The sequence below is a fragment of the Gordonia rhizosphera NBRC 16068 genome (genome assembly GCF_000298195.1).
Taxonomy (GTDB): domain Bacteria; phylum Actinomycetota; class Actinomycetes; order Mycobacteriales; family Mycobacteriaceae; genus Gordonia; species Gordonia rhizosphera.
The window spans coordinates 21,312-32,992 of record NZ_BAHC01000072.1 but is presented as its reverse complement, the minus strand read 5'-3'; the positions used below and the strand labels follow the sequence as shown (position 1 = coordinate 32,992).

11 protein-coding genes are annotated in these 11,681 nt (G+C 68.3%); 7 read left to right on the top strand and 4 right to left on the bottom strand.

Going from position 1 to position 11,681, the window contains the following annotated elements; genetic code table 11:
* Positions 1-95 precede the first annotated feature (95 nt).
* A complete protein-coding gene (locus GORHZ_RS08895) occupies positions 96-878 on the top strand; it encodes an isoprenyl transferase (protein ID WP_006332242.1) in 783 nt (260 codons plus the stop codon).
* On the opposite strand, the gene pdxR is transcribed toward GORHZ_RS08895, so the two are convergent.
* Complete coding sequence (gene pdxR, locus GORHZ_RS08890) at positions 845-2,320, bottom strand: MocR-like pyridoxine biosynthesis transcription factor PdxR (RefSeq protein ID WP_006332241.1); 1,476 nt, start codon at positions 2,318-2,320, stop codon at positions 845-847. The genes GORHZ_RS08895 and pdxR overlap by 34 nt on opposite strands.
* 80 nt (positions 2,321-2,400) lie before the next feature.
* On the opposite strand from pdxR, the gene GORHZ_RS08885 reads away from it, so the two are divergent.
* The gene (locus GORHZ_RS08885; RefSeq protein ID WP_040530906.1) at positions 2,401-3,180 is read left to right on the top strand and encodes an SDR family oxidoreductase; all 780 of its coding nucleotides are present in this window, start codon (positions 2,401-2,403) and stop codon (positions 3,178-3,180) included.
* On the opposite strand, the gene coaA is transcribed toward GORHZ_RS08885, so the two are convergent.
* A complete protein-coding gene (gene coaA / locus GORHZ_RS08880) occupies positions 3,152-4,093 on the bottom strand; it encodes a type I pantothenate kinase (protein WP_006332239.1) in 942 nt (313 codons plus the stop codon). The two genes, GORHZ_RS08885 and coaA, sit on opposite strands and share 29 nt — an antisense overlap.
* Positions 4,094-4,144: 51 nt before the next feature.
* On the opposite strand from coaA, the gene GORHZ_RS08875 reads away from it, so the two are divergent.
* The 5 genes from GORHZ_RS08875 (at position 4,145) to GORHZ_RS08855 (ending at position 10,319) form a co-directional block, all read left to right on the top strand.
* Entirely contained in the window at positions 4,145-5,377 is a 1,233-nt protein-coding gene (locus GORHZ_RS08875) for a DUF885 domain-containing protein (protein ID WP_006332237.1), read from the top strand.
* 25 nt (positions 5,378-5,402) lie between these two features.
* Complete coding sequence (gene glyA / locus GORHZ_RS08870; RefSeq protein ID WP_006332235.1) at positions 5,403-6,680, top strand: serine hydroxymethyltransferase; 1,278 nt, start codon at positions 5,403-5,405, stop codon at positions 6,678-6,680.
* A gap of 45 nt (positions 6,681-6,725) precedes the next feature.
* A complete protein-coding gene (locus GORHZ_RS08865) occupies positions 6,726-7,598 on the top strand; it encodes an acyl-ACP desaturase (RefSeq protein WP_040530900.1) in 873 nt (290 codons plus the stop codon).
* Positions 7,599-7,872: 274 nt separating this feature from the next.
* Positions 7,873-9,174, top strand: coding sequence for an RNA 5'-3' helicase PhoH2 (phoH2, locus tag GORHZ_RS08860; RefSeq protein WP_006332226.1), 1,302 nt, complete (start codon positions 7,873-7,875; stop codon positions 9,172-9,174).
* A gap of 188 nt (positions 9,175-9,362) precedes the next feature.
* Positions 9,363-10,319: a L,D-transpeptidase family protein gene (locus GORHZ_RS08855; protein WP_040530897.1), complete on the top strand. Its 957-nt coding sequence runs from the start codon at positions 9,363-9,365 to the stop codon at positions 10,317-10,319.
* A 33-nt stretch (positions 10,320-10,352) separates the two neighbouring features.
* Here the strand turns inward: GORHZ_RS08855 and GORHZ_RS08850 are convergent, their stop codons facing one another.
* Positions 10,353-11,042, bottom strand: coding sequence for a PIG-L deacetylase family protein (locus tag GORHZ_RS08850; protein ID WP_006332222.1), 690 nt, complete (start codon positions 11,040-11,042; stop codon positions 10,353-10,355).
* 27 nt (positions 11,043-11,069) lie between these two features.
* Positions 11,070-11,681 (bottom strand): class I SAM-dependent methyltransferase, encoded by a 612-nt coding sequence (locus GORHZ_RS08845; RefSeq protein ID WP_006332220.1) that lies wholly within the window; start codon positions 11,679-11,681, stop codon positions 11,070-11,072.

Genomic DNA, 11,681 nt, shown 5'->3' with positions numbered 1-11,681 from the left:
GTCAGGGTGTTCACGCAACTTACGGTACCGTAGGTTGCGCCGTACCGGCTTCGGGGTGTCCGTGGTCTCACAGGCGGGCGCTAGGCTTGTTCGCGATGAAGCTCCTGCCCGACCGTGTGCGTCGACCGATGCTCCGCGTCTACGAACGCCGGCTGATCCAGCTGATGGACGACGCGCCGCTTCCTCGCCACGTCGCGATTATCTGCGACGGCAACCGGCGATGGGCCCGCGAGGCGGGGTTCGAGGACGTCAGTCACGGTCATCGGGTCGGCGCGCAGCGGATCGCCGACATGCTCGGCTGGTGCTCGGAACTCGGCATCGAGACGGTCACCATCTATCTGCTCTCCACCGAGAACCTGCAGCGGGCCTCCGACGAACTCGAAGCGCTCATGGAGATCGTGCCCGACATCGTCGACGAGATCTCCGCACCCGAGGGCGACTGGCGGGTGCGGATCGTCGGCACCCTCGAGCAGTTGCCCGACGCGGTCGCCAAGAGGCTGCGGATGGCGTCCGAACGCACCGATGACCGCGTCGGCATGAACGTCAACGTCGCGGTCGGATACGGCGGACGACAGGAGATCGTCGACGCCGTCCGGTCGCTGCTGCGTGAACGACTCGTCGTCGGCGACAGCCCGGAGCAGATGATCGATGCGGTGACCGTCGAGGCCATCGACCGCAATCTGTACACGAAGGGCCAGCCCGACCCGGATCTGGTCATCCGCACCTCCGGTGAGCAGCGGCTGTCGGGATTCCTGCTGTGGCAGAGCGCGTACTCGGAGATCTGGTTCACCGACGCGTACTGGCCGGAGTTTCGCCGCGTGGATTTCCTGCGTGCGCTGCGCGACTACTCGGCGCGCAGCCGCCGTTTCGGCAAGTAGTCGCCGATCAGGTCGACGAGCGCGTCGACATCGCGGGAGTAGGTGGAGGCCGACGGGGTGCCGAAGCCCACGACGATGCCCCCGGCGTCGTCAGGTGGCGGCGCATCGGGATGCCGGAAGAGCGACAGGGCGGCGAACGCGAATCCCCTGCGCGACCCCTCGGTGAGGATCGCCGATTCGTCCCGGGGATCGACGGGGATCACGGCATGCAGTCCGGCGGCGATGCCGTGGGATTCGACGCCGGTCGCGGCAAACCGCGCCGTCAGGTGATCGCGGCGACGGCGGTAGTACTGGCGGCTGCGCCGGACGTGACGGTCATAGGCGCCGGTCTCGATCATGTCGGCGAGTATCAGTTGATCGACGATGCTGGCGTCGGGTTCGCGAATGCCCTTGGCCCACGCCACCGTGTCCACGAGGTGCGGTGGTAGCACCAGCCACGCGATCCGGAGTGCGGGCGAGATACTCTTGCTCACCGAGCCGGTATGGATCACCACGTCGGGACCGAGCGCCTGGAGGACGCCGACCGGGTCGCGGTCGTAGCGCAGTTCTCCGTCGTAGTCGTCCTCCACGACGAGGCCGCCGCGTGCCCGGGCCCAGTCGACGACGGCGGCCCGGCGTGCCGGCGACAGCGCGACGCCGGTCGGGAACTGATGGCTCGGGGTCAGCAGGACCGCGGTGGTGCGGTCGGGGATCGCGTCGATGACGGCGCCGGCCGTGTCGATCGGAATGGGGGTCGTGGTCGTCGCACCCCGTTCGATGGCCTGCCGGTGAAACGGCAGGCCGTGGCTCTCCACCGCGATCGACTCGCCGAAGACGTTGCGCGACAACAGCTCCAGAGCGTACTTCACCGAGGTGGTGAGCACGATCTGATCGGGGTCGGTGCGTACGCCGCGAGCGCGGGACAGGTATCCGGCCAGCGCCCTCCGCAGCGGCGAGCTGCCCCGTGGGTGACCAGGACCGAACGCGTCGTCGGGGGCCGCGGCCATCACGCGGCGGGTCGAGGCCACCCAGTCGGTGCGGGGAAAGAGTGATGAATTGGGTTGTCCGAGAGCGAAATTGTGCACGGGTGTGTTCGAGGTGGAGGAGCTCGCGGGTGCCGCGGCGGCCGGACCCGGTCCACGCGCGCCGTCGGCCACCCGGGTTCCGGAACCCTGCCGCGCGACCAGCCACCCTTCGGCGACGAGTTCCTGATACACGGTCGCGACGGTGCCCCGCGCCAGCCCGACGTCGGCGGCGAGTGAGCGGTATGGCGGCAACCGGGAACCCGCCGGCAGACGTCCGTCGGCGATCGCCGCACGCAGCGCCTCGGCCAGCGCATGTCGTCTCCGCGCGCCCCGTCCCGGGGGGCCCGTCGAATGATCCGGCGGCAGATCGAGGTGCAGATCGGACCCCAGACGCTGTGCCACCTTCTCCCACGGATCGGAATTGACCTGTGAATCCACGTCCGAATTGAACCATCTTCCTGCGTCAATCGGCGACTAACCTCGAGATATCGAGATGAGGTCGGGAGAAGGTGACGCTCGTGAGGGTTGTCGTACTCGGTGCCGGTGGCGAGATGGGGCGGGCGCTGTGTGATCGGTTGCGCGCGCAGGGGATCGAGGTGTTCGAGGCGCAGCGCTCGACCGGTGTGGACGCGTACGCGGGCACCGGTTTGGTGGAGGCGTTCACCGGTGCCGACGTGGTGGTGGACTGCACGAATGTCACGACCACACGGGCGAAGACGGCGATCGACTTCTTCGGCACGGTGGCCGCCAACGTCGCCATCGCCGCGACGCAGGCGGGAATCGGGCGCGTCGTGTGCCTGTCGATCATCAATGCCGCCGACCCCGAGGTGAATGCGAAGTTCGGTTACTACCAGGGAAAGGCGGCCCAGGAGAAGGCCTACCGCGATGGCCTGGACGCCGGACGACTTGTGGTGGTGCGGTCCGCCCAGTGGTACGAACTCGCACGCCAGATGATGGGTAGCCTGCGGGCCGGTCCGGTCGCGGCCGTGCCGCATATGCGGTGCCGTCCGTTGTCGGTAGCCGACGCCGCGGTGGAGGTCGCCCGGGCGGTCACCGCACCGGTGGCCGACGACATCGAGATCGCCGGACCCGACGTGCTCGATCTCGCCGACGTCGGCAAGGCCATCGCACGGCGGACCGGGTCACCGAAATGGGTGTTCGGCGTGAACGTCGGCGGCGCGGCGATCCGCGACGGTCATCTGGTACCGGATCACCCGGACGTCGTCACGCAGACCTCGCTGGACCAGTGGATCGAGCAGGCGTATCCGGCTACAGCTTCCGCAGTCGGACGCGGTTGATCGAGTGGTCCGCGTCCTTGCGCAACACCAGGGTCGCGCGCGGGCGGGTGGGCAGGATGTTCTCGTTGAGATTGGGCAGGTTGATAGAGGTCCACAGGTCCCGGGCCGCGATCGTCGCCTGCTCGTCGGTGAGTGACGAGTAGTAGTGGAAGTGCGATTCGGGGTCGGCGAACGCGGTGGTGCGCATCTGCAGAAAACGTGACACATACCACTGCTCGATGTCGGCGGTCTTGGCGTCGACGTAGATCGAGAAGTCGAACAGATCCGAGATCGTCAGCGTCTCCCCGGTCTGCAGGACGTTGAGTCCCTCGAGGATCAGGATGTCGGGTTGGCGCACATAGTGCAGCACGTCGGGCACGATGTCGTAGGCGATGTGGGAGTAGACCGGGGCGGTCACCTCGTGCGCCCCCGATTTGACCTCGGTGACGAACCGCAGCAGCGCGCGACGATCGTAGGATTCCGGAAAACCCTTGCGGTGCATTATTCCCCGACGTTCCAACTCCGCTGTCGGGAGTAGGAACCCGTCTGTCGTGACCAGGTCGACCTTCGGGTGGGAGTCCCACCGGGCGAGCAGCGCCGCGAGCACGCGGGCGGTCGTCGACTTGCCCACCGCGACGCTGCCGGCGATACCGATGACGAAGGGCACCTGTCGGTTCGTCTGACGTTCCCCGAGGAACGTCGACGTCGCCGCGAACAGGCGCTGGCGGGCCGCGATCTGCAGGTGGATCAGACGCGACAGCGGCAGGTAGACGTCGGCGACCTCGTCGAGGTCCACCTGCTCGCCCAGGCCGACCAGTTGTTGGAGCTCGTCGTCGGTGAGCACCATCGGCATCGATTCACGCAGCTCACGCCACTGTCGCCGGTCGAGCTCCAGATACAGACTGGGATCGCGCCCGGTTGTGTCGCGTGCCATGGTCCTACAGCTTAGGGCGCAACGTTTTCGCGCGGTCGGTAGCCTCCGGTCATGACCTCTCGCATCTCCTCTCCGGTCACCGACTACCTGCGGCTCGGGCTGGCCTTCGACCGTCTCGAGGAGGGGTTCGTCGACGCCTTCACCGGCGACCCCCGGCTGCGCGCCGAGGTGGAGAACGCTCCCGCGCCCGATCCCGCCGCCCTCGCGGACCGCGCGCGGGGGCTGCGGGCCGACCTGCCGGGCGATCTGCCGCCCGCGCGTGCCGAATTCATCGGCGCCCACCTCGACGCCCTGGAGTGCTCGGCGCGCAAGTTCGCGGGCGAGGAGATCGGATTCGTCGACGAGGTCCGGGCGTACTTCGACGTCGACATCACCGTGGGCGACGAGCAGGTCTACCGCGAGGCGCAGGCCGCGCTGGCGGTCGAGCTCGGGGTACCCGGGGCGACCGGCGACGCACTGGCCGACGCGTATTCCGCGTACCGGCAGGCCGACGAGATCCCGCCCGAGCGGGTGGACGAGTGTGTGCGCGCCTTCAGCGGAGCGCTGCGCGAACGGGTCCGGGAACGATATCCGTTGCCCGACAACGAAGTCGTCGATTTCGAGGTCGTCACCGACAAACCCTGGTCGGGCTTCAACTACTACCTGGGCGGATACCGCTCCCGGGTGGCGATCAACACCGACCTCACCCAGCACATGTCGACGCTGCCGCATCTCATCGCCCACGAGGCCTATCCGGGACATCACACCGAACACTGCCGCAAGGAGCAGATCCTCGTGGGTGGCGGGCAGGACGAGCAGACCATCTTCCTGGTCAACACGCCGCAATGCCTGATGGCCGAGGGGCTCGCGGATCACGCGCTCGTGGCGGCGATGGGGTCCGACTGGGGGGTGTGGGCCCAGGAGATCTACGCCGACCTCGGTCTGCGGTTCGACGGCGAGCGGGCGCAGCGGATGGGGCGCGCATCCGCCGGGCTACTCGGGGTCCGGCAGGATGCGGCGTTGCTGTTGCACGATCGCGGTGCCGACGAGGACACCGTGGCGGGCTTCCTGCAGCGATGGCTGCTCGCCCCACCCGCCCGCGCCCGCCAGATGCTGCGGTTTCTGACCTCGCCGCTGTGGCGGGCATACATCTCCACCTATGTGGAGGGGTACCGATTGCTGGGTGAGTGGCTCGACGCCGTGCCCGACGACGGGCGGCTCGATCGCTTCGGACGGCTCCTCGACGAACCGCTGACCCCGGCCCAGCTGAGAGCCGAACTCGGTGCCGGACGGACGGGCCCATAGACTTGTCGCCATGAGCGTGAATTCGATGTCCCTGGCCGAGCTCGACCCGGACGTGGCCGCGGCGATGAACGGCGAATTGAGCCGGCAGCGCGACACCCTCGAGATGATCGCGTCGGAGAACTTCGTCCCGAGATCGGTCCTGCAGGCGCAGGGCAGTGTGCTCACCAACAAGTATGCCGAGGGCTACCCGGGGCGCCGGTACTACGGCGGCTGCGAATACGTCGACGTCGTCGAGGACATCGCCCGGGATCGGGCCAAGGAGCTCTTCGGGGCAGACTTCGCCAACGTGCAACCGCACTCGGGAGCGCAGGCCAACGCCGCGGTCCTCATGGCGCTCATGAATCCGGGCGAGAAGCTGCTGGGACTCGACCTCGCCCACGGCGGTCACCTCACCCACGGCATGCGTCTGAACTTCTCCGGCAAGCTCTACGAGATCGAGTCCTACGGGGTCAGCAAGGAGGACTTCCGCGTCGACATGGACGAGGTGCGCAAGGTCGCCCTCGCCGGCAAGCCCAAGGTGATCTGCGCGGGCTGGTCGGCCTATCCGCGGACGCTGGACTTCGAGGCGTTCCGGTCCATCGCCGACGAGGTCGGCGCCTACCTGTGGACCGACATGGCGCACTTCGCCGGTCTCGTCGCCGCCGGCCTGCACCCGTCGCCGGTGCCGTACTCGGACGTGGTGTCCACGACCGTGCACAAGACCCTTGGCGGACCGCGTTCGGGCATGATCCTGGCCAAGCAGGAGTGGGCTAAGAAGCTCAACTCCGCGGTGTTCCCGGGCCAGCAGGGCGGACCGCTCATGCACGCGATCGCGGGCAAGGCCGTCGCCCTCAAGATCGCCGGCACCGATGAGTTCGCCGATCGACAACGACGCACGCTGTCGGGTGCGAAGATCCTCGCCGAGCGGCTCACCGGCGCCGACGTCGAGAAGGCGGGCGTGTCGGTGCTGACCGGCGGCACCGACGTGCACCTGGTCCTCGTCGACCTGCGCAACAGTGCGCTAGACGGGCAGCAGGCCGAGGATCTGCTCCATCAGATCGGCATCACGGTGAACCGCAACGCGGTGCCGTTTGATCCACGCCCGCCGATGGTCACCTCCGGACTCCGGATCGGCACCCCGGCGCTGGCGACCCGTGGGTTCGGCGACGAACAGTTCACCGAGGTCGCCGACATCATCGGCACGGCGCTCGCCGCCGGTACCGACGCCGACGTCTCGGCGCTGCGCGGGCGGGTCTCTGCTCTCGCCCTCGACTTCCCGCTCTACGAGGGCCTCGAAGAGTGGGGACTGATGAGTCGGGTGTGACCCGAATTCGCCAGGGGATCGGCCGATTGCCTATCCTTGCTGACGATGAACGCATTGACCGAGGACGAGCTGATCACTGCGCTTGAGAAGGCGCTTCCGGAGATTGCGGAAGGCCATCAGGCCGGGGCCACCGCATGGAACCCGCACGACTGGGTGCCGTGGGATCTGGGTCGGAACTTCTCGTTCCTCGGAGGTGAGGACTGGGACCCGTCGCAGGCGACGATCTCCGACGAAGCCCGCGCCGGGGTGCTCGCCCTGTTGCTGACCAAGGACAACCTGCCGTCCTACCACCGGGTGCTCGCCAAGCACTTCCCGGCGTTCTCCGACTGGCGCCAGCTGGTCGGGGTGTGGACCGCCGAGGACAACCGGCACGCCATCGTGCTGCGTGACTATCTGGTGGTCACCCGTGCGATCGATCCGGTGGATGCCGAGGAACGTCGTCGCATTCACGTGACCGCCGGCTACCGGCAGCACGAGGCTGCGGTCGCCGAGCTGGCCCCGATGGACGTCCTGGCGCTGATGGCGGTGCACGAGAACCAGTGCGTCGGCTACCTGGACAAGCTCACCGGCGCGGTCACCGACGACGTGTTCTCCCAGATCCTCGCCAAGATCGCCGCCGACGACGCGCAGCAGGCCAAGACGTTCGGCGCGTTCCTGGCCGCCGGCCTCGTCGCCGACCAGGAGGCCTGCATCCTCGCGGTCGATCGTGCCCTGGCGCGGCTGGCCACCGAACCGATCGGCTACGACATCGCCGACTTCGACGCCGAGCGGGCCCTCATCGCCGGTTACGAGACCGACGCGACCCGGGCGGCGATCGCGGCGACGCTGGCCGATCAGCTCAAGCTGGACACGGTGCAGGAGCTCAGCGAGACCGCCGACTCGGCGCGTCGCCGAATCTTGTCGTTGGCGGGCCGCTGACCTCCGGGTAGCCGCCGGGTAATACCCGTTAACGCATAATTCACGCGAACACACCCCGCTACGGCGCGCCGTGCGGGGTGTGTCGGCGTACGTTGACGAGTGACGGGCCGCGGGGAAGCGGTTCGTCCGGGAGGTTCGATTCGTGGTCTGCACCAGCACGCGAGGGGACCGGCCCCGGTCCTCGTCCACCCCGGCTATCCAGCCGGGCGGGACACGAACCAGCCGGTCATCAACACTGGTTTGTGCGGGCGCCGCACAAACGTAGGAGCCCTACGTGACCACACGCACCTACGTCCTCGACACCTCTGTGCTGCTGTCCGACCCCTGGGCGGTCATGCGCTTCGCCGAACACCACGTGGTGTTGCCGCTGGTCGTGATCGGCGAACTCGAGGGCAAACGCCACCATCACGAACTCGGCTGGTTCGCACGCGAGGCGTTGCGCATGCTCGACGACCTGCGCCTCGAGCACGGTCGCCTCGACATTCCGCTGCCGATCGGTGACGAGGACGGGACCCTGCAGGTCGAGCTCAATCACACCGACCCGAACGTGCTGCCCGCGGGTTTCCGCACCGAGACCAACGATTCGCGGATCCTGGCCTGCGCGTTGAACCTTCGCGCCGAGGGCAAAGATGTGACGCTGGTCTCCAAGGACACGCCGCTGCGGGTGAAGGCCGGTGCAGTCGGTCTCGACGCCGACGAGTACCACGCGCAGGACGTGGTGGTGTCCGGATGGTCGGGGATGACCGAACTCGAGGTCGACACCGCGGCCGTCGACACGCTCTACTCCGAGGGCGTCGTCGACATCGACGAGGCCCGCGAACTCCCGTGCCACACCGGTATCCGGTTGCTGGGGCACGGTTCGAGCGCGCTCGGCCGGGTCAATTCGGAAAAGCGGGTGCAGTTGGTGCGCGGGGACCGCGAGGCGTTCGGGCTGCACGGCCGGTCCGCGGAGCAGCGCGTGGCGCTCGATCTGCTGCTCGACGACTCGGTGGGCATCGTGTCGCTCGGCGGCAAGGCCGGCACCGGCAAGTCCGCGCTGGCGTTGTGCGCCGGCCTGGAGGCGGTGCTGGAACGACGTACCCAGCGCAAGGTCGTGGTGTTCCGTCCCCTCTACGCGGTCGGCGGGCAACAGCTCGGCTACCTGCCCGGAGGCGAGGCCGAGAAGATGGGGCCGTGGGCGCAGGCGGTGTTCGACACTCTCGAGGGCCTGGCGTCACCGGAGGTGATCGAAGAGGTACTCAGCCGCGGAATGCTCGAGGTGCTGCCGCTGACCCACATCCGCGGTCGCTCGCTGCACGATTCGTTCGTCATCGTCGACGAGGCGCAGTCGCTGGAGCGCAACGTGCTGTTGACGGTGCTGTCGCGGCTGGGTTCGGGATCACGCGTGGTCCTCACCCACGACGTCGCGCAACGTGACAATCTCCGGGTCGGCCGTCACGACGGTGTGGCGGCGGTCATCGAGAAGCTCAAGGGTCACCCGCTCTTCGCCCACGTCACCCTCACGCGCAGCGAGCGCTCGCCGATCGCCGCGCTGGTCACCGAGATGCTCGAGGAGTTCGGGCCCGCCTCGCCCTAACCATTGATCGACGGTCAACGCGCACCCGTCACGCTCCTGCGCACGTCGCGACGAGAGCGTTCAGACGACGGGTGCGCGTTGTCGTCGGCGGCAGTGACCGTATCAATACCGCACCGTGATAGCTCCGAGATTCATGTGCTCTTGCGCGCTGGCACACTGGTGTGGTGTTGAAGTTACTGATGAGGCATATGAGGTTATTGGGACTGCTGGTGATTGCGGTTTTCGCCGCGATCGCCGGTGGTGCCGGGACGGCTGCGGCGGCTCCCGGAACGACCACGACCCCGACCACCCCATCGACGACGAAGTCGGCGGATTCGGTGATCCCGGCCACGGGGATACCGCTGCTCGACGGGCTTCTCGACACCATCGCCGGCAACCTCGGCACGGGCGGGAGCGGGGGCAGCGGGAGCGCCGAGGCCGACTCCAGCCAGATGATCGTCGTCACCGCGCCCAGCGCGACGAATACCACCGCCACTCTGACCGCCTTCGAACGTGGCGCCGATCAGAGCTGGAAACCGGTGCTCGGGCCGACGAAGGCCTTCCTGGGCTCGCTCGGTATGGGCGAACCCAAGGACAACGTGCCACGAACTCCGGAGGGTACGTTCGGCTTCGACAAGGCATTCGGGCGGCTTCCCAACCCGGGTACCAAGATGCCCTACACCAAGGTCGACCGCGAGGACTGGTGGGATGCGAACACCAAGTCGCCGACCTACAACACGCTCGTCCGGCAGACCCAGAGCCCCGGCGGTGACAGCGAGAACCTCTACGACGCCGGCCCGGTCTACGACTACGCGGTCAACATCGCACACAACGCACAGCGGGTGCCGGGCAAGGCGGCGGGTATGTTCCTGCACGTCACCAACAACGCCCCCACCGAGGGATGTATCGCCGTCGCCGAGGACGTGATGCGCCAGGTGCTCGTCTGGCTCGATCCCGCCAAGAACCCCAAGATCGCCATCGGCGTCAACAAGAGCGGACCCGAGGGTTCGGCGCAGGGCGCCACCACCCCGCCCGCGACGACGACCCCACCGGCGACTTCCACGCCGCCCTCGCAGGCCGCGCCGGGCAGTGATTCGTTGACCCAGTTGCTCGGCCAACTCGTCGACCTGATCCCGGCCCTGGTGGGAACCAGCGCCGGTAGTTAGTGGGTTTCACCTGAAGAGGGCGGGGACCGTGCGTCAGGCCGGTCCCCGCCTTCGTTGGAAACAGGCGGCCGCCACCCCGCCGAAGTCGGCGCGCGGCGCGGTCATCCGGTCGATCTGGGCGCGGGCCTGGTCGATCACCGGGGTGTCCGGGTCGAGCACCGACAGATATTCCTGGTGTGCGGCCAGGGACCGCACCGCGGCGTCGATCTGATCCGTGACGTCCACGGCGTGGGAGGGTTGGGGACCGTTCTCGAACAGCCACGTCGGTCGTCGGTCGGCCGGCAGGGCGTCGAACGCGGCAACGACGGCTGCCGTGAACTCGACGTGATCACGATGATTCGGGGATCCCGGCGCCCACTCAGGACCCCCGAACAAGGTCAGGACCACCTGCGGTGCAATGCGTTCGAGCGACTCGGTCACCTTCGAGCGCAGTTCGGAGGTGTTGCGGATGTCGCCGTCCGGAAAGCCCCAGAACTCCACCTCGTCGACGCCGACGAACGCGGCCGACGCGCGCTGCTCGGCCTCGCGCAGCGGGCCGGCCCGCTCCGGCGCCATACCCTCGATCCCCGCCTCACCGCTCGAGGCGAGAGCGTAGACGACTCGTCTGCCCTCGCCGGTCCAGCGGGCGACCGCCGCGGCCATCCCGTACTCGGGATCGTCGGGGTGGGCGACGAGGACGAGCGCGGTCTGCCAGTCGGTGGGGAACTCCTGCAGATCGCTCATGGGCCGACCATACGACGGCCCGCGCAGTCACGTCGGCGAGTGGCGCAGAACGGTCACCGCGAAGTCCGCCCCGGCATGCCAGGCCCGCAGATCCCAGGTGGCGAAGCGGTGTTCGACGAACAGGTCGGTGTCGGCGACCGCGGCGTCGAAATCGGTCAGGGACAGGTCGCGGTTGGTGTGGAAGCCGACGACAAGCACCCCGTCGGATGCCAGGTGCGCCGACAGGCGGCGCAGCACCTGCGCCTCGGTTCCCGGCGCGAGGAACACCATCACGTTCCCGGCGCACACGATGGCGTCGAACGGCTCGGGTTCGTCGCGTGCGGTCAGGTCGAGTTCGCTGAGATCGCCGACGAGCCACCGGGGACCGGGGTGATCGGCCGCGGCCGCGGCGATGAGTTCGGGGTCGACGTCGACACCGACCACGGTGTGACCCGCCGCGTGGAGAACGGCGCCGATGCGGCCGGGACCGCAGCCGGCGTCGAGGATACGGGCGTGGCGCGGCACCATCGCGTCGATCAGCCGGGCCTCGCCGCCGAGGTCGGCTCCCTCGCGGGCCATGGTGCGGAACCGTTCGATGTACCACTGGCTGTGACCTGGCTCGGTATCGGTGAACCAGCGAGGAGGTGTGGTGGGGGCCAT

Bases quoted from the DNA above. Each gene is read 5' to 3' on its own strand.
- GORHZ_RS08895 (WP_006332242.1), top strand. From the start codon at position 96: ATGAAGCTCCTGCCCGACCGTGTGCGTCGACCGATGCTCCGCGTCTAC.
- coaA (WP_006332239.1), bottom strand. From the start codon at position 4,093: ATGGCACGCGACACAACCGGGCGCGATCCCAGTCTGTATCTGGAGCTC.
- GORHZ_RS08875 (WP_006332237.1), top strand. From the start codon at position 4,145: ATGACCTCTCGCATCTCCTCTCCGGTCACCGACTACCTGCGGCTCGGG.
- glyA (WP_006332235.1), top strand. From the start codon at position 5,403: ATGTCCCTGGCCGAGCTCGACCCGGACGTGGCCGCGGCGATGAACGGC.
- GORHZ_RS08865 (WP_040530900.1), top strand. From the start codon at position 6,726: ATGAACGCATTGACCGAGGACGAGCTGATCACTGCGCTTGAGAAGGCG.
- GORHZ_RS08855 (WP_040530897.1), top strand. From the start codon at position 9,363: ATGAGGTTATTGGGACTGCTGGTGATTGCGGTTTTCGCCGCGATCGCC.
- GORHZ_RS08850 (WP_006332222.1), bottom strand. From the start codon at position 11,042: ATGAGCGATCTGCAGGAGTTCCCCACCGACTGGCAGACCGCGCTCGTC.
- GORHZ_RS08845 (WP_006332220.1), bottom strand. From the start codon at position 11,681: ATGGCCCCCACCACACCTCCTCGCTGGTTCACCGATACCGAGCCAGGT.